General features: G+C 66.8%; 18 protein-coding genes and 2 pseudogenes. 12 read left to right on the top strand and 8 right to left on the bottom strand.

Translation table 11 applies throughout. From position 1 onward, the window contains the following. Positions 1-169 (top strand): annotated as a pseudogene (locus tag HNO81_RS20245) (nucleoside deaminase); the annotation flags it as partial. Positions 170-187: 18 nt separating this feature from the next. On the opposite strand, the gene HNO81_RS19310 reads toward HNO81_RS20245, so the two are convergent. Next, complete coding sequence (locus HNO81_RS19310) at positions 188-490, bottom strand: YciI-like protein (RefSeq protein ID WP_175319710.1); 303 nt, start codon at positions 488-490, stop codon at positions 188-190. A gap of 78 nt (positions 491-568) precedes the next feature. On the opposite strand from HNO81_RS19310, the pseudogene HNO81_RS19315 reads away from it, so the two are divergent. Continuing rightward, a pseudogene (locus HNO81_RS19315) lies at positions 569-752 on the top strand (deaminase); the annotation flags it as partial. 83 nt (positions 753-835) lie between these two features. On the opposite strand, the gene HNO81_RS19320 reads toward HNO81_RS19315, so the two are convergent. From HNO81_RS19320 to HNO81_RS19340, 5 genes are read right to left on the bottom strand one after another with little or no spacing between them, the layout of a single operon-like run. After that, complete coding sequence (locus tag HNO81_RS19320) at positions 836-1,795, bottom strand: 2-hydroxyacid dehydrogenase (protein WP_175319711.1); 960 nt, start codon at positions 1,793-1,795, stop codon at positions 836-838. Continuing rightward, a complete protein-coding gene (locus tag HNO81_RS19325; RefSeq protein WP_175319712.1) occupies positions 1,792-3,147 on the bottom strand; it encodes an MFS transporter in 1,356 nt (451 codons plus the stop codon). The genes HNO81_RS19320 and HNO81_RS19325 overlap by 4 nt, the downstream gene beginning before the upstream one ends. A 60-nt stretch (positions 3,148-3,207) precedes the next feature. Then, positions 3,208-4,356: a galactonate dehydratase gene (gene dgoD / locus HNO81_RS19330; protein WP_175319713.1), complete on the bottom strand. Its 1,149-nt coding sequence runs from the start codon at positions 4,354-4,356 to the stop codon at positions 3,208-3,210. Between the two features lie 31 nt (positions 4,357-4,387). Beyond that, entirely contained in the window at positions 4,388-5,008 is a 621-nt protein-coding gene (locus HNO81_RS19335) for a 2-dehydro-3-deoxy-6-phosphogalactonate aldolase (RefSeq protein WP_175319714.1), read from the bottom strand. A gap of 8 nt (positions 5,009-5,016) precedes the next feature. Further along, a complete protein-coding gene (locus HNO81_RS19340; RefSeq protein ID WP_175319715.1) occupies positions 5,017-6,039 on the bottom strand; it encodes a 2-dehydro-3-deoxygalactonokinase in 1,023 nt (340 codons plus the stop codon). A 28-nt stretch (positions 6,040-6,067) separates the two neighbouring features. Between HNO81_RS19340 and HNO81_RS19345 the strand changes: the two genes are divergently transcribed. Continuing rightward, on the top strand, positions 6,068-6,901 hold the full coding sequence (locus HNO81_RS19345; RefSeq protein WP_175319716.1) for an IclR family transcriptional regulator: 834 nt from the start codon (positions 6,068-6,070) through the stop codon (positions 6,899-6,901). A gap of 35 nt (positions 6,902-6,936) precedes the next feature. On the opposite strand, the gene HNO81_RS19350 is transcribed toward HNO81_RS19345, so the two are convergent. Both HNO81_RS19350 and pdxA read right to left on the bottom strand, forming a co-directional pair. Continuing rightward, the gene (locus tag HNO81_RS19350) at positions 6,937-7,710 is read right to left on the bottom strand and encodes a DeoR/GlpR family DNA-binding transcription regulator (RefSeq protein ID WP_175319717.1); all 774 of its coding nucleotides are present in this window, start codon (positions 7,708-7,710) and stop codon (positions 6,937-6,939) included. Between the two features lie 75 nt (positions 7,711-7,785). After that, positions 7,786-10,149, bottom strand: a complete 2,364-nt coding sequence (pdxA, locus tag HNO81_RS20510; RefSeq protein ID WP_175319718.1) for a 4-hydroxythreonine-4-phosphate dehydrogenase PdxA — start codon at positions 10,147-10,149, stop codon at positions 7,786-7,788. Positions 10,150-10,341: 192 nt separating this feature from the next. On the opposite strand from pdxA, the gene HNO81_RS19360 reads away from it, so the two are divergent. From HNO81_RS19360 to HNO81_RS19400, 9 genes are read left to right on the top strand one after another with little or no spacing between them, the layout of a single operon-like run. Next, entirely contained in the window at positions 10,342-11,916 is a 1,575-nt protein-coding gene (locus tag HNO81_RS19360) for an ABC transporter substrate-binding protein (RefSeq protein ID WP_175319719.1), read from the top strand. Between the two features lie 3 nt (positions 11,917-11,919). Beyond that, positions 11,920-12,855 (top strand): ABC transporter permease, encoded by a 936-nt coding sequence (locus HNO81_RS19365; RefSeq protein WP_175319720.1) that lies wholly within the window; start codon positions 11,920-11,922, stop codon positions 12,853-12,855. Next, positions 12,852-13,790, top strand: a complete 939-nt coding sequence (locus HNO81_RS19370; protein ID WP_018762018.1) for an ABC transporter permease — start codon at positions 12,852-12,854, stop codon at positions 13,788-13,790. The genes HNO81_RS19365 and HNO81_RS19370 overlap by 4 nt, the downstream gene beginning before the upstream one ends. A gap of 1 nt (position 13,791) precedes the next feature. Further along, the gene (locus HNO81_RS19375) at positions 13,792-14,664 is read left to right on the top strand and encodes an ABC transporter ATP-binding protein (protein WP_175319721.1); all 873 of its coding nucleotides are present in this window, start codon (positions 13,792-13,794) and stop codon (positions 14,662-14,664) included. After that, positions 14,657-15,484: an ATP-binding cassette domain-containing protein gene (locus HNO81_RS19380; protein WP_175319722.1), complete on the top strand. Its 828-nt coding sequence runs from the start codon at positions 14,657-14,659 to the stop codon at positions 15,482-15,484. Before HNO81_RS19375 ends, HNO81_RS19380 begins: the two co-directional genes overlap by 8 nt. 34 nt (positions 15,485-15,518) lie before the next feature. Further along, entirely contained in the window at positions 15,519-16,508 is a 990-nt protein-coding gene (locus HNO81_RS19385) for an aldo/keto reductase (RefSeq protein WP_175319723.1), read from the top strand. Positions 16,509-16,559: 51 nt separating this feature from the next. Continuing rightward, complete coding sequence (locus tag HNO81_RS19390) at positions 16,560-17,345, top strand: HpcH/HpaI aldolase/citrate lyase family protein (RefSeq protein ID WP_175319724.1); 786 nt, start codon at positions 16,560-16,562, stop codon at positions 17,343-17,345. 4 nt (positions 17,346-17,349) lie between these two features. Next, positions 17,350-18,612: an exo-alpha-sialidase gene (locus HNO81_RS19395; protein WP_175319725.1), complete on the top strand. Its 1,263-nt coding sequence runs from the start codon at positions 17,350-17,352 to the stop codon at positions 18,610-18,612. Beyond that, positions 18,605-19,282: an SDR family NAD(P)-dependent oxidoreductase gene (locus HNO81_RS19400; protein ID WP_175319726.1), complete on the top strand. Its 678-nt coding sequence runs from the start codon at positions 18,605-18,607 to the stop codon at positions 19,280-19,282. Before HNO81_RS19395 ends, HNO81_RS19400 begins: the two co-directional genes overlap by 8 nt. The last annotated feature ends 97 nt before the right edge of the window (positions 19,283-19,379 follow it).

The raw sequence follows: 19,379 nt of genomic DNA on the forward strand, positions 1-19,379 counted from the left end.
GATCCCCCGCGTGGTGGTGGGGGAGGCCACGACGTTCGACGGCGAACTGGAGCTTTTGCGGTCACGCGGGGTTGAGGTGGTGGTGCTGGATGACCAGCGGTGCGTGGACATGATGGCGGCGTTCCAGACGGACAAGCCGGAGCTCTGGGCGGAGGACATCGCCGAGTAGCGCCGGCCCTGGCGACGCCTAGGGGTGGACCGGTGAGGCAGCGTCGTTGCCGAGCACTGTGGTCCACGGGCCGGCGGTCCACGCCGTCACAACGCCATTGATGACATAGGGGTCGGCCGCAGCGAAAGCCTGAGCCGCCTGCACCGGGTTCTCGCCGGTGAAGATCAGCAGCCCTTTGAAGGGTCCTTCGCCGATGGCGCCGCCCAACAGGAGCTCGCCGCGTTCGACGGCCTCCCACCCCGCCCGGAGGTGGTCCGCGCGGTACTGCTCGCGGCTCTCGAGGTAGTCGTCTGCGTAGGTGTATTCGAGTACGGCGTGCATGCGTGTCTCCGTTTCAGTGGTTCTCTTCGTCGATAGAAGCAGGTTACCCACCCTTAGGCCAGGCAGTGAACGGGCCACAGCACGCTGTACACCACCCTGGCCCCGGTGCGCCATGTGCGCCGGGACCATCATTCAGTTCAAGATCCCCCGCGTGGTGGTGGGGGAGGCCAGGACGTTCGACGGCGAACTGGAGCTTTTGAGGTCACGCGGGGTTGAGGTGGTGGTGCTGGATGACCAGCGGTGCGTGGACATCGCCGAGTAGCCAGGGTCCCCGAAACAAGACGGGGCGCTTCCGGCCCAACCGGAAGCGCCCCATCATGACCCACCCGCAGGCAAGGACCGGTTCTAGGCGGCAGGTGTTACAAGCGGCAGGCCCTGCTGAAACGCCGTTATGTTCTCCACGACAAGCGTGGACATGGCCAGACGTGTTTGCCACGTTGCACTGCCGATATGCGGTGTGAGCACCACGTTGGGCAGTCCTTGCAATTCCTGCGGCACATGGGGCTCAGAGGCAAAAACGTCCAATCCGGCGCCGCCAAGTTCGCCCGCATGCAGGGTACGAATGAGTGCGTCCTCATCAACCACCGAGCCGCGTCCAACATTTACCAGGATGCCCCGCGGGCCGAGCGCCTGCAGAACCTTGGCGTCGACGAGTCCCTTGGTTTCCCCGCCCCCGGGAAGGCAAACGACCAACGCGTCCGCCCACGTGGCCAAAGCCATCAACGATGGCTCATACCCCTCGCCCACGCCCGGTTTGGCCCGGCGGGAAAAGTAGCGGATTGCCATGTCAAAGGCGGATGCCCGCCGTGCCACGGCCTCCCCGATCCGGCCCATCCCCACTATGCCCAGCCGCGATCCGGACACCCTGCGCGTCCAAGCGAACCCACCGCCCGCCCATGCGCCTGACTCCAAGAAGCCCTGGGCCGCCGGGATCTGGCGGGACGCTCCAAGCAGCAGGCCCAAGGCAAGATCAGCAACGTCGTCGGTCAGCACGTCGGGGGTGTTGGTGACCCGCACACCCAGTTCGGCCGCCGTCTGCACATCAATCCCGTCATAACCAACTCCAAAATTGGCTATCAACTTCAAGGCTGGCAGTGACCTCATTCGTTCGCGTGTCACGGTGTCCTCGCCGTTGGTCAACAGGATCTCGAACTCCGAAGCACGCTCTCTGAAGGCTGTATCTGTAAGGGCGTGGAAGTCCACGACCTCGTTATCCCGGCGGAGTGCCTGCAGCAGCATGTCCGGCAACGGGGCGTGTTGAAGCAGTGGAGTCTTCTGCGCAGTGGCGCCAGCTGCGGTTGTCATCGCTTGCTTACTTCGTCCTCTACCGGCTGGCCTTGCAGTTTCGGTCCGTCTGGGCCTGTGAGGACCGCAGGCGTATTGTGTGACCGGTGGTCGCGGGTTATCAGGAGTCCCAGGACGCCGCCGGCGATCAGGGCCGCAGCGATCAACAGCAGACCCCCGTTGTAGTTGCCTGTGTTGTCCTTGATGGCACCGAGGATGGGCGGCAGGCCAAGGCCGGCAAACTGGGCCACGGTGTTAATGACGGCGATGGAAGCTGCAGCGGCAACTCCAACTATCTTCTCGGTGGTCACGGCCCAGAACACCGGCGTAAGTGCGAACGTGAGGCCCACAGCAAGAATCAGCAAAATGTAGGCAACGACGGCCGGGCTGTAAGGAGCCAGGGCCATGCAGATGCCGGCGGCGATGAGCGGAAAGGCAAGGTGCTTGGAACGCTCACCGGACCGGTCTGAGCTGCGACCGTTGAAATACATGAAGAAGATGGCTGACAGGAACGGTACCGCGGCAAGGAACCCGACCAATACGCTGCCGGAGTCCGGAACCAGGCCCTTGAGGATCAACGGCATGAACAGGGTGACGCCGATGGTGCAGAACGCCTGGAACAACCACACGGCGGAAAGACCAAGGACGGTCCGGTTTGCGACCGCCTTGTACCAGGGAACGTGCGCACCGATGGTAGCGGTACCGCGCTCGGCCTCGAGGACTGCCACCAAGTCATCTGCCTCTTTGCGGGACAGCCAGGGTGCCTTGTGCGGCGTATCACGCATGACGAAGAGGATGACGATGCCCAGCACAACCGCGGGAATGCCCTCGATCACGAACAGCCAGCGCCAGCCGCTCACACCGAGGAAACCTTCCAGGTTCAGTAGCGCGCCACCGAGGGGCAGGCCCACCACCGAGGCGCCCACCGAACCCATATAAAAGAAGGACATGGCACGGGCGCGGTTGGCCTGCGGAAACCACTGCGACAGGTAGTAGATGATCCCGGGGGCGAAACCCGCCTCGGCCGCACCAAGCAGCAGCCGTAAAGTGTAGAGCTGCCACGGCGCCTGGATCAGACACATCAGAGAACTGACCAGCCCCCAGGAGATCATGATGCGGGCAATCCAGATGCGCGGTCCAACCTTCGTCATCAGGAGGTTGGAGGGTACTTCGAAAATCAGGTAGGTGATGTAGAAGACGGAGACGCCGACGCCGTACATCGTGGCCGTCAGCCCCAGATCGGCATTCATGTCGAGTGCCGCGATGGAAATGTTGGTCTTGTCCAGGTTGGCGATGAAATAGCAGATGATCACCAAAGGGATAATTTTCAGATTCAGTTTGCGCAGTGTGGACGGCGCGAGGATTGCATTCATGGAATCACCTCGTCGTGAGAAGTTGGAAAACCTGGGTGGAAGAAAGAAGTTGGGGCGGGGTCACCATTCAGCGAAGGAGCCATCCGCATGGCGCCACACCGGGTTGCGCCAGCGGTGGCCCTCCTGGGCCCGTTCAATGACGTACTCCTCATTGATGTCCACGCCCAGGCCCGCACCGGACGGAATTTTGACCATGCCGTCCGCGTAGTCAAAGACACCCGGATCAGTGACGTAGTCCAGCAGGTCGTTGGACTTGTTGTAGTGGATGCCCAAGCTTTGCTCCTGGATGACCGCGTTGTAGCTGACGGCGTCCACGGCCAGGCAGGCTGCCAGGGCAATTGGCCCCAACGGGCAGTGCGGGGCAAGCGCGACGTCGTAGGTCTCGGCCATGGCAGCGATCTTGCGGACCTCCGTGATTCCGCCCGCGTGGGAGAGGTCCGGCTGGATGATGTCGGCAACGCCGGACTCCAGCACCTGCCGGAAGTCCCAGCGCGAGAACAGGCGCTCGCCCAGCGCGATCGGCGTGGATGATTCCCGTAGAACATCCGCAATACCGTTCACGTGCTCTGATAGCACCGGCTCCTCGACGAACATCAAATGGTAGGGCTCAAGTTCCCGCAGCAGTACGCGGGCCATCGGCCGGTGCACTCGACCGTGGAAGTCGACGCCGATCCCTATGTTCGGGCCTACCGCGTCGCGGATCTCGGAGACGTTGTGCACAACCCGCTCCACCTTGTCCCAGGTGTCGATGTATTGCAGCTCCTCGGGCCCATTCATTTTCACGGCTGTGAAGCCGCGTGCCACGGCGTCGCGCGCCTGGGCGGCGGTCTCACCGGGCCGGTCACCGCCAATCCATGAGTACACCTTGATGGAATCGCGGAGCTGCCCACCAAGCAGCTCGTGTACGGGCACGCCCAGCGCCTTGCCCTTGATATCCCAGAGGGCTTGGTCGAGTCCGGCAAGTGCGGACATATGGACCCCACCACCCCGGTAGAAGCCGGAACGATACATGACCGTCCAGTGGTCCTCAATGCGGCGAGGATCCTTCCCGATCAGATAATCGGCCAGCTCATCAACAGCCGCTGCGACAGTAGCCGCGCGCCCTTCCAGGACGGGCTCGCCCCAGCCAACTACGCCGGTGTCAGTCTCAATTTTTACGAAGAGCCACCGCGGCGGAACGGTGTAGGTGGTGATGGAAGCGATTTTCATAGGCTCGTCGCCTTTCGGTTGCAGGGTCTCTCTATTTGCGCGCGGCGTGAGCGTGCCAGACGGCCACGAGGGAATCCGCCCGCGCGGCGATTTCCTCGACTGAGCGGCCCGGCTTGTACAGCCATGAGCCGATGCCAGCCCCCGCCGCTCCAGCCTCCAACCAGGGAGTCAGCGTCTTGTCGTCAACGCCGCCGACGGGGAGCAGTGACGTTCCGGCGGGCAGGACGGAGGCCCAGGCCTTCATCCCGGCAATGCCGACGGTCTCGGAGGGAAAGATTTTCAGTGCGGTGGCACCCGCGCCGAGGGCGGCGAATGCTTCGCTGGGTGTGGCGACGCCCGGATAGCTGGCCAGGCCCAAGGACAACGTGGCAGCGATGACCTCGGTATTGGCGTTGGGGGACACGATCAGCTCGCCGCCAGCCTCTGCGACCTCCGTCACCTGCGCTCGGGTGAGGACAGTGCCGGCACCCACTCGGGCGTCGTCGGGGAGGTCGTCACGCATCCGGCGGATGGACTCGAGCGGATCCGGGGAGTTGAGCGGTATTTCGAGGGTTCGGATACCCGCGCGGTAGAGAGTACGGCCGACGGCGGGTGCTTCCTGGGGGGTGAGTCCGCGCAGGATGGCGATGAGTCCGGTGGGGTTGGAAGACACAGGGATCCTTAGGAGACGGTGAGTGCGGTCGTGGAGTCGGTTTCCGGCAAGAGGCCCCAAGCGCGGGCGACAGCTCGAAGGCCGTCAAGGGCGGTGTCCTCCAACAACGGCATTTGAGCGCCTTGAGCCGACAGGGCCCGTTGGTAGAGGGCCCCCAGCGGACCGTCTGCACACAGGGCCACCGGAGCGCCTGGTGCCAGGGCTTGTGGAAGCATGGCTGCTGTCTCATCGCCGATCAGCAAGCCAGACAGGTAGGACGAGACGCCGGATGGTTCCAGCTCCCCGGAAAGGTACCGCGTGCGGGTGCTGAAAACACGCGTTGCAAAGGGCTGTCCGGGATGCGAAAGCGAATGCTGTAGGCCGGAGTCGAACGCGGCGCTAAGCTCCTGCGGCGATGCAGCCGCGCCGGCTTCGCCACGCCTGACCGGGTCTCCGAGGATTGTGGCTTCCAGCAGCGCTGCGTGCAGCTCGCCCGTCATGGCTGTCTGGAAGTTCATGATTTTTCCGTCTGCCACCTGAAGCCACTTGGTGTGCGTGCCGGGAAGGATGAGGTTGGCTTCTGCAGGGTTGCCCAAGCGTGCCAACGCCCCGAGGACCTGTGTCTCCTCACCGCGGATAACATCGCAGGCGCCCGTCGCATCCGGTGCTGTCTTCAAGCCTGGAATGATGCTGACCGCTGGCGACGCACCGGCAACGGCGGCCGGCTGAAAGGCCCGGGCCTCTGCCGGGGCCGGGAGGTCGAGACGGCCAGCCGTGGTCCAACCACCTTCGGCGCCTACCATTCCGCATGCCAGTGCAGGCACTCCCGCTGCGCCCAGCTGGCTATAGATCACGGCGAGGGCATCGGCGAAAGCCTGCGTTGAGCTTGTTTTGTCCGCTGCAGCTCGGCCTCCGACGGCGCGGAGGCCGTCCTGTGATGTTGACGCCGACAGGACGCTGCCGCTGCTGTCGAGTGACCAGGCACGAAGGGAGGACGTGCCCCAGTCGAGAGCCACGAGGGCGGGCTGTGAGGGCGGGGTGGGATGAGGCATGGAATGAACTTAGAAGCGACGTCCCACAATGTTCAATCACAACCCATATAGTGGGAATGTGAAAAATGGCGGGGCAACTGAAAACTCACCCAAGGGTGCCCAAACGCTGCTGAACGGACTATCCCTGGTGCGTTACGTTGCAGGCGGGGCCAAGGACGCGCCAGAGCTGCAACGGCTATCCGGGCTGCCACGCAGCACGGTGCATCGGCTCCTACAGGCACTCAAAAGCGAGGGCTACGTGCGGGACACGGTTGCGGGACTGGGCCTTGGGCCCACCCTGATCGAGTTGGGGTTCGGTGCTCTCTCGTCCAACCCGCTCGCGGCGGTGGCAGGACCCCACCTGGACAATCTGGCAGCCCAGGTCTTGGACACGGTTCACATGGCCGTCCGTGACAATGGCTCGGTACTCTACCTCGCCAAGATATCGGGTCAGCGGGGAGCAGAGATGCGCTCGCAGGTCGGCTTGCGCATGCCTCTCACGCGAACGGGCATCGGCAAGGCACTGTTGCTGGACGATGACGCGGCGGCGTGGGTTGAACGATGGCGTGCAGAGACGCCCGCTGACGACGCGGCTGCGGCGCCAGCTGCCAGCAACGCAGGCGCTAAAGCCGAGGACGACTTCGTGGCGCGGATGCACCATTACCGCAAGGGCGGCTATTCCTATGACATGGAAGAGAACGAGCCGGGGATCCGCTGCGTGGCCGCGCCCGTCCGGGACGGTTCACGATCCATTGTGGGCGCCATCAGCGTCTCGGCAACGGCCCCGTATATGCCGGCAAACCGTATGCGCGAACTCCTTGCCCCGGTCCAAGGTGCTGCCGCGGCCATTTCCGCTGAGATGGGCTATCGGCAGGCCCGGTAGAACGTCCATCAATCCAAAAAGCGTACTCACGAGACTTACCCGCCGACGGCGGCCACCTCAACAAGTACGCCGGCCTCCCGGAACTTCTGCACCTGGGAGGGGTCGGCGCCGTCGTCCGTCACCAAAGTCCACGGCAGCGCGAGCCGCGCCCAGGCGTGGAACGGCCGCAGGCCGAGCTTGGACGAGTCCGCCAGAACGTAAACGGACCGCCCGCGCCGGGCCATCAGCTCCTTGAGTCGGGTCTGGGCGTGGTCGGCCTCGCAGATGCCGTCCTCGGCGGTGACGGCGTCGGCGCCGAGGAATACCCGGTCAAAGCTCATCCGCTCCAGCGCCGCCTCGGCCAGAGGCCCCACAAAACTCTGCGAGACGCCGCGGAGCCGGCCGCCCAGGCAGTCCACCTCGATGCCCTCGCAGTCGGCCAGCTCCTGCAACGTGTTGATGCCCGGCGTCGTCACGGACAGCGGACCGGACCCGCGCAGCTCGTGCGCCAGGGCACCCGCGGTGGAGCCGGCGTCGAGCAGGATGTTCTCCCCGGGCTGGATCACCGAACCCGCCCACCGGGCGATCGCGTGCTTCTGCTCGAACGCCTCACCGGTGCGCTGCCGCAGCGACGCCTCCGGGTGCGCGCCCAGCGCCATCGCGCCGCCGTAGGTGCGGGCCAGCCGGCCCTGCCCGTTCAGCAATGCCAGGTCGCGTCGGATGGTGGACGCGGTCACCTCAAACCGGGCCGAAAGCTCTTCCACGGATGCCAGGCCGGTGGTCACGGCAAGGTGGTAGATCTCCTCGCGCCGCGCGTTTGCGCTGAGCATTCCCGGTCTCCTTCCCGTGGGCATGGCGGTGGCAGTGCTACCCATGCTAGTTCCGGCCCCCATCAAACCCAGGAACTACACGGCCACGGCAGGCCGGGTGGCCATCTCCGCCGCCTGGTGCAGCGCCTCCACCATGGACCGGGAATCGGCGATCGCCTTGCCGGCAATGTCGAACGCGGTGCCGTGGTCCACGGACGTGCGGATCACCGGCAGGCCCACCGTGATGTTCACGCCGGCCTCGATGCCCAGCACCTTCACCGGACCGTGGCCCTGGTCGTGGTACATGGCCACCACCAGGTCGTAGTCACCGCGGCCGGCCAGGAAGAACAGCGTGTCCGCCGGCAGCGGGCCCACAGCGTTGATCCCGGCCGCCTGCGCCGCCTTCACGCCCGGCTCGATCTTCTCCGCTTCCTCGCCCTGCCCGAATAGGCCGTTCTCACCCGCGTGCGGGTTGATGGCGCACACGCCGATCTTCGGGTTGGGGATGCCCGCCCGCACCAGCGCCTCATGGCCGCGGCGGATGGTGCGCTCCACCAGGTCCGGGTTGATCTTCCGGACCGCGTCCATCAGCCCGATGTGGGTGGTCACGTGGATCACCCGGATCTTGGGTGTGGAGAGCATCATGGACACTTCCTCCGTGCCCGTCAGGTGCGCCAGCAGCTCGGTGTGCCCGGGGAAGATGTGCCCGGCGGCGTGCAGCGCCTCCTTGTTCAGCGGCGCGGTGCAGATGGCCTGCACCTTCCCGGCCATGGCCAGCTCGCTGGCCACCCGGATGTATTCGTACGCGGCGTGCCCGGCCACGGGGGAGAGCTTGCCCCACGGCAGGTCCTCCGGCAGCAGGTTCAGGTCGATCACGTTCACCCGGCCCGGCGTGAACACCGCATCCTCCACGTCCGTGATCACCTGGATGTCCGCCTCGATGCCCAGCACCTCGGCGGCCTGGCGCAGCCGCAGCGCGTCGCCGATCACCACGGGCCGGCACTCGGCGTTGCTCTGCGGGTCCAGGGCGGCGGCGACCACCACCTCGGGGCCCACGCCGGCGCCGTCGCCCATGGTCACGGCCACGAAGGGAAGCTGGTTCGGGTTTGCTGCGTCAGTCATTGTTGCTCCAGATTGTTCGGAAGTCTTGCGGGGAAGGGTAGTGGCGGGAGCCGGCGCGGACCGGCGCTCCCGGATGTCGTCATACAGCTGCAGGAGGGCCAGGTCATCGCCGAAGCTGCCGGGCTTGGTGCCCACCAGCGTCCCGTCGTCGGCGCGGCTCAGCACGGCCCCGTGCTGCACCGCCGCGAGCGGCACCAGGGTGTTGCGGCCTGCGGCGTCCAGGACTTCCCGGGCCGTCTCACCGCCGGTGAGGATCAGGTCAGTCGGAGTTGCCTTCGCCGCCTGGGCCGCGAACGTGGACAGCGCCTGCACGATGCGGGCTGAGCCGGACGGGTCCACTTTTGCGGCGGCCAGTGTGACGGCGACGCGGCGGCCTGCCTTCAAATCTGCTGAAACCTGGGCCAGTTGGGGAGCGTAGGCGTCTTTGGCACCCGCATACAGCGGGTGCAGCCGGACCACCGTGAAACCCTGGCGTTCCAGCTGCGCCAGCTGGGCTTGCGCAGTCTTCGAGGCGGAGCCGACGATGGCGAGCACCGGCCGGTGCGCGTCCTGCGGTACTGCGTCGGTTGCGTCCGCCGCTGCCGCACTGTGCGCATTCTGCGCAGTGTGGGTGGCAAGCCGCTGCGCGAGGACATCGGCCGCTCCGCCGGTTCCCACCAGCACAATGCGGCGCCCGCCGGACTGGAAACCCAGCTCCAGGAGGGCATCCACCACGTGCTCCAGGTCCTGCACGGTTTCACCATCAGCCACCACCAGCGCGGGCCGGCCGTCCAGCAGCCCGGCCAGGCGGGACGGCACTCTGCTTGACCGCACCGCCTCCAAATCCAGGAACTGCACCGATGCCGGTTCTTCCGGGCGGAGCAGTGACGGAATGTCCACCGGCGGGGCCAGGGCCTCCGCCTGCCACAGGTCCGTCTCCGCCAGGGGAGAACCGGCAACAAAAGGACGGCCGGCTCGCACTGTGCGCTGCAGTTGGGGGAGTGCCCCCGCAACCACAACGTGATAGCCGAGGCCCGCCAACGCGGCGGTCTCGGCGCTGATGTTGCCGCGCCACAGGGAGTCCATCTTCTTGAACAGCACCTGCGCACCGGACGCGGCAGGTGCGGAGAAGGCGTCCTTCACCAATGCCTCGGCATCGGTGGCGGACAGCCCGCGGGAGTGGGTATCGATGACCACCACGTCGGTGACCTGCGCACCCGGGGACGCGCCGCCGTCGTACGTTCCGGGGAAGCTGCCCGTGCCCAGGGAAACCTGCGCGGACAGGCCGTGCCCCACAAAGCAGCAGCCAACCTCGGCGGCTCCGGAGAAGTCGTCAGCCTGCACAAATACGGAAGCCACGGTGCTCCTCTCGAAATCGGTAGTGGGCTGGAACCCGCTGACTGCGGGAAGCTTTCCATCATCATGACACGGTTGCGCGAATCACGCTAGATGGGTTGCGCAAACTGCGCAGGAGTGGCAAAGTGATGGACACAACATTCGGCACAGCCACCCCGGCGCCCGCCGAACCCCCAACCTACCGAGAGGTCAACGATGACCGTTCTTCCTCAAGGAAGTGAGATTTCCCGCCGCCGCCTGCTGCAGTTCGGCGCGGCCGCAGGGTTTCTGCTGGGTACTGGCAGCCTCGCCGGCTGCGCAGGCCCCACCGGCCTCCCGGGTCCCAGCACCCTGACCCTGGCCCTCAACCGCTCCCTGGTCAGCCTGGACAACAAGCTCAACCAGTTCGACGCCGCCGTTACCGTGCAGCGCGCGGTCCGCCAGGGCCTCACCGCCATCGGCCCCGAAACCAAGCCCATCCTGGTGCTGGCCGAACGCTTCGAGATGACCGGCCCCACCGAATGGACCGTCCGCCTGCGTGAGGGCATCCGCTACTCGGACAACAGCCCCGTCACCGTGGAGGACGTTGCCACCGCCCTGAAGATGTACAAGCAGGTGCAGGGCTCCTTCGTGGCCGGCTTCTTCCCCGAATTCCCCGAGGTTGTCCCCGTGGATGAGCGCACCTTCAAGATGGTGTCCAAGAAGCCCGTCCCCATCCTGGACAGCCTCATGAGCATGATCCTGATTACCCCCGCCGCGCAGAACAAGCCGGAGGAACTGCAGGACGGCCTGGGCACCGGCCCCTACGTGGTCACCAAGTTCAACCGCGGCGCCGGCACCTACAGCCTGGAACGCAACCCCAACTACTGGGGCCCCGCCCCGCAGGTGGACAACGTGGAAGTCCGGTTCCTCCCCGAGGAATCCAGCCGCGTCATCGCCCTCCGCAGCGGCGAGGTGGACATCATCGACTCCATCACCCCGGACTCACGCGAACAGCTGGGCGGGCTGCCCGGCGTCACGCTGCAGGAATCCTCCAGCCTCCGCCTGAACCAGATCTTCTTCAACTTCCGCAAACCCGCCGGCCACCCCCTGGCCGATCCCCGCGTGCGGCAGGCCCTCAGCATGGCCATCGACGGCCAGTCCCTGGTGAAGGACGTCCTGGTGGACTCCGTCACCCAGGCCGAAGGCGTCACCCCCTCCAGCCTCACCGGCTACTACAAGACCGGCGAATACGTCTACGACCCCGAGCAGGCCAAGGCCCGGCTCGCCGAACTCGGCGTCAAGGACCTCACCCTGAAGATCATCTGGGAAACCGGCGAATTCGCCTCGGACACCTCCGTGATGGAAGCCCTGGTGGAAATGTTCGGCAAGATCGGCGTCAAGGCCGAGCTGCAGCAGTTCGAACCCGGCGGCAACATCCTCGCCTGGCGCCAGGGCAAGCAGGGCGACTGGGACCTCCTGGGCAACGGCTACCCCAGCCCCACCGGCCTGGCCATCACCATGCTCCAGGGCATGTACACCGGCACCCCCGAAAAGGAAGCCACCCGCGACACCTACCAGGGCTACGTGATCCCGGAGGTCACCGCCAAGATCCAGGCCGCCTCCGCCGAAGCGGACCCGGCCCGCAGGACCGAACTGCTCAACGAAGCCCAGCAGGCAGTCTGGGACACCTGGCCCTGCGCCTGGGCCTTCGTCCCCAAGTCCGTCCTGGCCCACCGGGAGCGGGTCTCCGGGATCAACCTGGCCCCCACCAACTCCTACCCCCTCGTTGATGTCCGGCTGGAGGCCTAAGCCATGACGAACTACATCCTCAAACGCCTGGGACAGGGCCTGCTCACCGTGTTCCTCACGGTGTCCACCGTGTTCATCCTCATCCGCATGGCCCCGGGAGACCCCGCCGTTTCCTACGCCGGCCCCCTGGCCACCAGCGACCAGCTGGCCGCCGTCCGCGAACAGTTCGGCCTGGACAAGCCCCTGCTGGAGCAGTACTGGATCTTCATCCAGCAGCTGGTCACCGGCAACCTGGGCCAGTCCTACTCGTTCCAGGCACCCGCCATGCAGGTGGTCTTCGAACGCATGCCGTACACCCTCACCCTGGCCACGGCCGCGATCCTGCTGACCGCCGTCGTCGCCATCCCGCTGGGTGTGTGGATGTCCCGCCGCCCGGACACCGGCCGCGAGTTCGGCGTCAACGTGCTCACCATCGCCGGGCAGTCCATGCCGGACTTCTGGACCGGCATCATGCTCCTCACCGGCTTCGCCGTGCTGGTGCCCATCTTCCCGGCCTCCGGCTTCGCCACCTGGGGCGGGCTGGTGCTCCCCACCGTCACCATCGCCATCCTGCAGATCGCCCTGATCTCCCGCATGGTCCGCCGCGAAATGACCGCCAACTTCGCCGCCCCGTACCTCACGGTGGCCCGCTCCCGCGGTGTCCGCAGCTCCCTGCTCACCTGGCGCTACGCCATGGGCAACTCCGCCATCCCCGTCTTCACCGCCCTGGGCACCCGGTTCGCCGCGATGCTCAACGGCGTGGTGGTGGTGGAAGTGGTGTTCGCCTGGCCCGGCGTGGGCTCCCTGATTGTCCGGGCCCTCGAGACCCGCGACTACCCCCTCATCCAGGCCACGGTCCTCATCACCGCGCTCCTGGCCGTAGGCGTGCAGCTGCTGATCGACCTCGCCTACCCGCTCCTTGATCCCCGCGTTCGTCTCGGAAAGGCGGCCACAGCATGAGCCTCCACACCGCAACCCCCGCCGGCCCGTCCGGAAGCACCGGCGCGCCAACCCGGCAGCCAAGCCCCAGCGCCGTCACCAAGGCGGACCTTGCCCGGGCCGGCGCCACCCGACGTCGGAAAGCCGCGCAATGGAAACTGGTGGTCGGCGCCATCTGCACCCTGCTGGTGATCATCCCGATCATCCTGGCCAACGTGCTCCCGCTCCCGGACGCCAACTTCCAGGACCTCGCCGCCCGGCGCCTGCCCCCGCTCACCGACGGCCACCTGTTCGGCACCGACCAGCTGGGCCGCGACCTGCTCTCCCGCGTCCTGCACGGCGGCCAGGTCTCGCTGACCATCGGCCTGCTGGCAGTCCTGGTCTCAGGGGCCATCGGCGTGATCCTCGGCTCCGCCGCCGGCTACTTCGGCGGCTGGGTGGACACCATTGTCTCCCGTCTCCTCGAAGCCCAGATGTCCCTGCCGCTGCTGATGATGCTGCTGCTGGTGGTGGCCCTCTTCGGCCCCTCCATCCCCGTGATCACGTTCGTGATTGCCATCGCGCAGTGGCCCGAGGTGGCCCGCCTGACCCGCTCCATGGTCCTGGTGGAACGCGAAAAGCCGTACGTCTCCGCCGCCCGGATCCTGGGCCTGCACCGCATCCAGATCCTGATCCGGCACATCATCCCCAACGTCATCAAGCAGGCAACCCTGGTGGTGCTGCTCCTGCTGGCGCAGGCCGTGCTGCTCGAATCCGCGCTGTCCTTCCTCGGTGCCGGCCCCCAGCGCCCCTTCGCCACCTGGGGCCGGATCATCTCCGACGGCCAGGACTACATCACCACCTCCTGGTGGATGGTCACCCTGCCCGGCCTGGTGATCGTGCTCATGGTGGTAGGCGTCAACCTGCTGGGCGACGGCCTCCGCGACCGTCCCCGCCGCAAGAAGAAGGGTGCCTGACATGTCTGTTTCCCCCACGTTCACCGAGCAGCCGCTGCTGGAGGTCCGCGACTTCCAGGTGGAACTGATCACGGACGCCGGCATCATCCGCGCCGTGGACTCCGTCAGCTTCAGCATCCACCGGGGCGAGACGGTCACCATCATCGGGGAGTCCGGTTCGGGAAAATCTACGACGGCGATGGGCATCCTCCGCCTGCTGCCCGAGGACCTGGCGGTCCTGTCCGGCACCGTGCTGATTGACGGCGTCGACATCTCCGCCGACCCCAGGGCCATCGACAAGGTGCGTGGCAGGACGCTGGCGCTGATCCCGCAGGACCCGATGACGGCACTGAGCCCCGTGCACTCGATCGGCAGCCAGCTGTTCGAGGCCATCCGGATCGCCGGCGCCGCCTCCGCCAAGGACAAGGGCGCGCTGCAGGCCCGGGCCGTGCGGCTGCTGGAACAGGTGCACATCCCCACGCCGGAGAAGCAACTGAAGAAGTACCCGCACCAGCTCTCCGGCGGCATGCTGCAGCGCGTGCTCATAGCCATCGCTTTGGCGTCCGAGCCGCAATTGCTGGTGGCGGACGAGCCGACATCGGCCCTGGACGTCACGGTGCAGGGCGGCATTCTGGACCTGCTGCTGGAACTGCAGGAACAGCGTGGCATCGGCATCCTGATGATCACGCACGACCTCGGCGTGGCCCGGCTCATCTCTGACAGGATCCACGTGATGAAGGACGGGTCCTTCGTCGAATCCGGCGAGGTCCAGCAGATCGTGGACCACCCCGCCACCGAGTACACCCGCACGCTGCTGGCCGCGGTGCCCGTACTGGGGCCGTGGGACGAAACCCCCAACGCCACCCTGACCACTACTGGAGCACGCCATGACTAAGCCGTTCCTCGCCGTCGACAACCTGGTGGTGGACTACCACGTCCCCGGCGGCACCTTCCGCGCCGTGGACGACGTCTCCTTCTCCGTGGACAAAGGCAAGACGATCGCCGTGGTGGGTGAATCCGGCTGCGGCAAATCCACCATCGCCAAGGCCCTGATGCGGCTGGTGACCCCCACCAGCGGCAAGATCAACCTCGACGGGACGGACATCGCGGCCATGAGCGAAGCGAAGCTGCGGCCCATGCGCTCCAAGTTCCAGATGGTGTTCCAGGATCCATACGGCTCCCTGGACCCGCACATGACCGCGCAGGAAATCGTGGCCGAACCGCTCAAGCTGCAGGGAGTCCGCTCCAAGGCCGAACGGCATGCGGCGGCGGCGAAGCTGATTGACCAGGTGGGCCTTCCCGTCCGGTCCCTGGACAAGCACCCCGGCGAGTTCTCCGGCGGCCAGCGCCAGCGCATCGGGATCGCCCGGGCGCTGGCCTCCAAGCCCCAACTGCTGGTCTGCGACGAAGCCACCAGCGCCCTGGACGTCTCTGTCCAGGCGCAGGTGCTGCGGCTCCTCAAGTCCATCCAGGACGAAACCGGCATCACCTACGTGTTCATCTCGCACAACCTGGGCGTGGTGCAGGAAATCAGCGATACCGTCATGGTGATGCAGAAGGGCAAGCTGGTGGAACTTGGCACCACGGAATCTGTCCTGACCACGCCCAAGGAGGACTACACCCGCAAGCTCCGCCGCGCGGCCCTGGACCCCTCCACCATGACCGGCCTGAAGCCGCGGCACATCGTCCGCTCGCTGGCCCTCTCAAACTCCTGACTCTCTTCGAAACGCAACCACGAGGAATCAACGCATGAGCACGCAGCCCCAAGGCGCCCAGGTGGACGGCCTGAAACTCCCCATCTCCCGGCTGGTCCTGGGAACCATGACCTTCGGCGACACCGCCGACGAAGCCACCGCCGGCCGGATGGTGGAGGAGGCGCTCGACGCCGGCATCACCACCATCGACACCGCCAACGCCTACGTGGGCGGGGTCACCGAGGAGATGCTGTCCCGCCTTCTGAAGGGAAAGCGCGACGGCGTCATCCTGGCTTCCAAAGCCGGCATGCCGCACGCGGACCACGGCTCCAATGCGCCGTTGTCAGCGGCTGGCCTGCGGGCCAGCGTGGAGGGCAGCCTGCGTCGCCTGAACGTCGACAGCATCGACCTGTTCTACCTGCACCAGCCGGACCGGGCCACCCCGCTTGCCGAAACGCTGTCCACCGTGGCTTCGCTGGTTGAAGAAGGGAAGGTCGGCGCGCTGGGCGTCTCCAACTTCGCCGCCTGGCAGATCGCCGACGTGATCCACACGGCCCGAGAAGTGGGTGCACCGCAGCCTGTCGTTGCGCAGCAGCTCTACAACCTGGTGGCCCGCCGGCTGGAGGAGGAATACCTCGAGTTCGCGTCCACCCACAACGTGCACACCATGGTCTACAACCCGCTGGGCGGCGGCCTGCTCACCGGCAAGCACAGCTTCGACGCCAAGCCCACCGAGGGCCGGTACGGCGATTCCAAGCTCGCCGCCATGTACACGCAGCGGTACTGGGACAAGCAGCTGTTCGACGCGATCGGCGAGCTGTCCCGGATCGCCGCCGACGCTGACGTGACCCTCGCGGAACTCTCGCTGCGCTGGCTCGCCTACCGTGACGGCGTCGGGTCCCTGCTGCTGGGCGGGTCCAAGGTGGAGCAGCTGCGCGCCAACATCGCCGCCGTGGGCAACGGACCGCTCCCGGCCGACGTCGTGGACGCCTGCGACGCCGTGGGCACCTCGCTCCGCGGCCCGATGCCCGCCTACAACCGCTGACGCTTTCCTGACTCTTCGCACTGACTGAACCGAACTGACTGAAGGACTCTGATGACCTCCCAACTGGCCCTCGAATTCGCCCGCAAGATCCGCGCCCGTGAGCAGGCGGTGGGCTACTGGGCGGTGCTGGACGCGCCCGTGGCCACCGAACGCATCGGCCGCCTCGGCTACGACTACGTTGCCCTGGACGCGCAGCACGGCCTGCTGGGCTACTCCGGCGTGCTCAACGGGCTGATGGCCATCGACGCCGGGCACACCGCCGTCGGCATGGTCCGGACGGAAGGCAACGACTTCACAGCCATCGGCAAGGCACTGGACGCCGGCGCCGTGGGGGTCATCGTTCCGCTCATCAACAACGCCGAAGACGCCGCCGCGGCCGTGGCGGCAGCGAAGTACCCGCCGCTGGGCGGCCGCTCCTACGGCCCCATGCGCTCGGCACTGCGCATCGGCCCCGTCCCGGCCGAGGCCAACGCCACCACCCTGGTCTTCGCCATGATCGAAACCCCTGAAGGCCTGGCCAACGTCAAGGAAATCTGCGCCACCCCGGGCCTGGACGGCATCTACGTGGGCCCGTCCGACCTCGCGATCGCGGTGGGCGGGGCGTTCCCCGGGGATCCCGCCGTCGAGACCGAATTCAACGCCGCCCTGGAGACCATCGCCGAGGCAGCCGCCTCCGCAGGCATCGCCGCCGGCATCCACACCCCCGCCGGCACCGTTGCGGCGCAGCGGCTAACGCAGGGCTACACCTTCACCACCATCGCCTCGGACCTGACGCACCTGGAACAGATCGCCAAGTCCCACCTCGACGCCGCCCGCTCCGCTACCTCGAAGGACTAATCCGATGACGAACACCACCACCGACGAGTACGGCACCATCACCCCGGACGGCATTGTAAAAACGGCCGACGGCGCCGACTTCGCCTACCTGCCCGCGCCCACCGTGCAGAGCCACGCGGCCAACCTGCTCACCCTCCCGGACGGCCGGCTGGGCTGCGTCTGGTTCGGCGGCACCCAGGAGGGCGTGCCGGACATTTCCATCTGGTTCTCCGCCCTGGAACCCGGCAGCAGCCAGTGGTCTGCGCCGGACCAGCTCTCCGATGACTCGGCGCGCTCGGAGCAGAACCCCATCCTGTTCGTGGCCCCCGACAAGGCGCTCTGGCTGCTGTACACCGCGCAGAAGGCGGGCAACCAGGACACGGCCGAGGTCCGCCGTCGTATTTCCCTGGACAGCGGCCGCACCTGGGGCTCCGTTGAGACTTTGTTTGCGGCCAACGAAACCGGCGGCGTGTTCGTCCGCCAACTGCCCGTGGTGCTCCCGTCCGGCCGGCTGATCATCCCGATCTTCCGCTGCATCACCACGCCAGGGGAGAAGTGGGTGGGCAACAGCGACGACAGCGCCGTGATGATCTCCGACGACGCCGGCGCCACCTGGACCGAAACCGTGCTCCCCGGCAGCCTGGGCTGCGTCCACATGAACATCCAGCCCGTGGCCGACGGCTCGCTGCTGGCCCTGTTCCGCAGCCGCTGGGCCGACTCGATCTACGAATCCCGCTCCACCGACGACGGCTCCACCTGGAGCGAACCCGTCCCCACCGAGCTTCCCAACAACAACTCCTCCATCCAGTTCGTTGCCTTGACCGACGGCCGCCTCGCGCTGGTCTACAACCACAGCCGTGCGGGGGAGGGCACCGAGCGGCGGCTGTCCCTCTACGACGAGATCGACGACGACGGCCTCGCCGAGGAACAGGGGCAGGTGGCCGAACCGGACGCCTCAGCTTTCTCCGAGGACGACGGCGTGAAGCGCGCCTTCTGGGGCACGCCGCGCTCGCCGATGACCCTGGCCATCTCCGAGGACTCCGGCCGCTCCTGGCCCATCCGCCGGAACCTGGACGTGGGGGACGGGTACTGCCTGTCCAACAACTCCCGCGACGGGCTCAACCGCGAATACTCCTACCCGTCCATCCACCAGGGCCCGGACGGTGCACTGAATATCGCGTACACGTACTTCCGGCAGGCCATCAAGTTCGTCCGGGTGGACCCGCAGTGGGCCTACGACGGCACGCAGACGCCGGGCGGCCTGGAGGACGGCTCCATCAATGACTGAGCATCATGCGGTGGTGACGGGGTGCAGTTCGGGCATCGGGCAGGCCATCACCAGGCGGCTGCTGGCCGACGGCTGGTCCGTCATCGGGCTGAGCCGCACCGAGACGTCCCTGGACGGGAAATTCGAGTGGCTGCAGGCGGACCTGTCTGATCCTGAGTCCCTGGCTGACGCCGTTGCCGGGCTGCAGCCGGCCCATGCCCTGGTGCACGCCGCCGGGTTCCAGCGGACCGCCCATATCGGCTCCCTTGACCCGGCCGCGTTGGCGGGGATGTTCACCGTCCATGTGGCGGCGGCGTCGGTACTGGCCAATGCGCTGGTGCCATCCATGCCCGACGGCGGCCGGATCGTTTTGCTGGGCAGCCGCACCTCCACGGGGATGCCGGGCAAGAGCCACTACGCTGCGACGAAGGCCGCCCTGATGGGGCTGGGCCGGACGTGGGCTCAGGAGCTGGCGCCGCGGGGGATTACGGTGAACGTGTTGTCCCCCGGACCCACCGACACCCCGATGCTCAACGACCCCGGCCGCGCCGCCACCCCGGTGAAGCTGCCCGCGCTCGGTGCCCTGGTGGACCCGGACGACGTCGCCGCCCTGGCCGCGTTCCTGCTGGGCCCGCACGGCAAGTCCATCACCGGTCAGAACTACGTGATCTGCGGCGGCGCCTCCCTCTGACGCCCGCTCACTTGTGGTGGCTTTCCCCGGGACGCGCGCTCACTTGTGGTGGCTACCACCGTTCCAGCGTCCCGGTGCGCGTCTCGAAGCCGCACTC

The sequence above is a fragment of the Pseudarthrobacter sp. C4D7 genome (genome assembly GCF_013359725.1).
Classification (GTDB): domain Bacteria; phylum Actinomycetota; class Actinomycetes; order Actinomycetales; family Micrococcaceae; genus Arthrobacter.

Excerpts from the sequence above, each read along its gene's own strand:
- HNO81_RS19345 (WP_175319716.1), top strand. The coding sequence starts at position 6,068 with ATGTTCAATCACAACCCATATAGTGGGAATGTGAAAAATGGCGGGGCA.
- HNO81_RS19400 (WP_175319726.1), top strand. The coding sequence starts at position 18,605 with ATGACTGAGCATCATGCGGTGGTGACGGGGTGCAGTTCGGGCATCGGG.
- HNO81_RS19380 (WP_175319722.1), top strand. The coding sequence starts at position 14,657 with ATGACTAAGCCGTTCCTCGCCGTCGACAACCTGGTGGTGGACTACCAC.
- HNO81_RS19310 (WP_175319710.1), bottom strand. The coding sequence starts at position 490 with ATGCACGCCGTACTCGAATACACCTACGCAGACGACTACCTCGAGAGC.
- HNO81_RS19360 (WP_175319719.1), top strand. The coding sequence starts at position 10,342 with ATGACCGTTCTTCCTCAAGGAAGTGAGATTTCCCGCCGCCGCCTGCTG.
- HNO81_RS19325 (WP_175319712.1), bottom strand. The coding sequence starts at position 3,147 with ATGAATGCAATCCTCGCGCCGTCCACACTGCGCAAACTGAATCTGAAA.
- HNO81_RS19365 (WP_175319720.1), top strand. The coding sequence starts at position 11,920 with ATGACGAACTACATCCTCAAACGCCTGGGACAGGGCCTGCTCACCGTG.
- HNO81_RS19395 (WP_175319725.1), top strand. The coding sequence starts at position 17,350 with ATGACGAACACCACCACCGACGAGTACGGCACCATCACCCCGGACGGC.
- HNO81_RS19370 (WP_018762018.1), top strand. The coding sequence starts at position 12,852 with ATGAGCCTCCACACCGCAACCCCCGCCGGCCCGTCCGGAAGCACCGGC.
- HNO81_RS19390 (WP_175319724.1), top strand. The coding sequence starts at position 16,560 with ATGACCTCCCAACTGGCCCTCGAATTCGCCCGCAAGATCCGCGCCCGT.
- HNO81_RS19340 (WP_175319715.1), bottom strand. The coding sequence starts at position 6,039 with ATGCCTCATCCCACCCCGCCCTCACAGCCCGCCCTCGTGGCTCTCGAC.
- HNO81_RS19350 (WP_175319717.1), bottom strand. The coding sequence starts at position 7,710 with ATGCTCAGCGCAAACGCGCGGCGCGAGGAGATCTACCACCTTGCCGTG.
- dgoD (WP_175319713.1), bottom strand. The coding sequence starts at position 4,356 with ATGAAAATCGCTTCCATCACCACCTACACCGTTCCGCCGCGGTGGCTC.
- HNO81_RS19375 (WP_175319721.1), top strand. The coding sequence starts at position 13,792 with ATGTCTGTTTCCCCCACGTTCACCGAGCAGCCGCTGCTGGAGGTCCGC.
- HNO81_RS19385 (WP_175319723.1), top strand. The coding sequence starts at position 15,519 with ATGAGCACGCAGCCCCAAGGCGCCCAGGTGGACGGCCTGAAACTCCCC.
- HNO81_RS19320 (WP_175319711.1), bottom strand. The coding sequence starts at position 1,795 with ATGACAACCGCAGCTGGCGCCACTGCGCAGAAGACTCCACTGCTTCAA.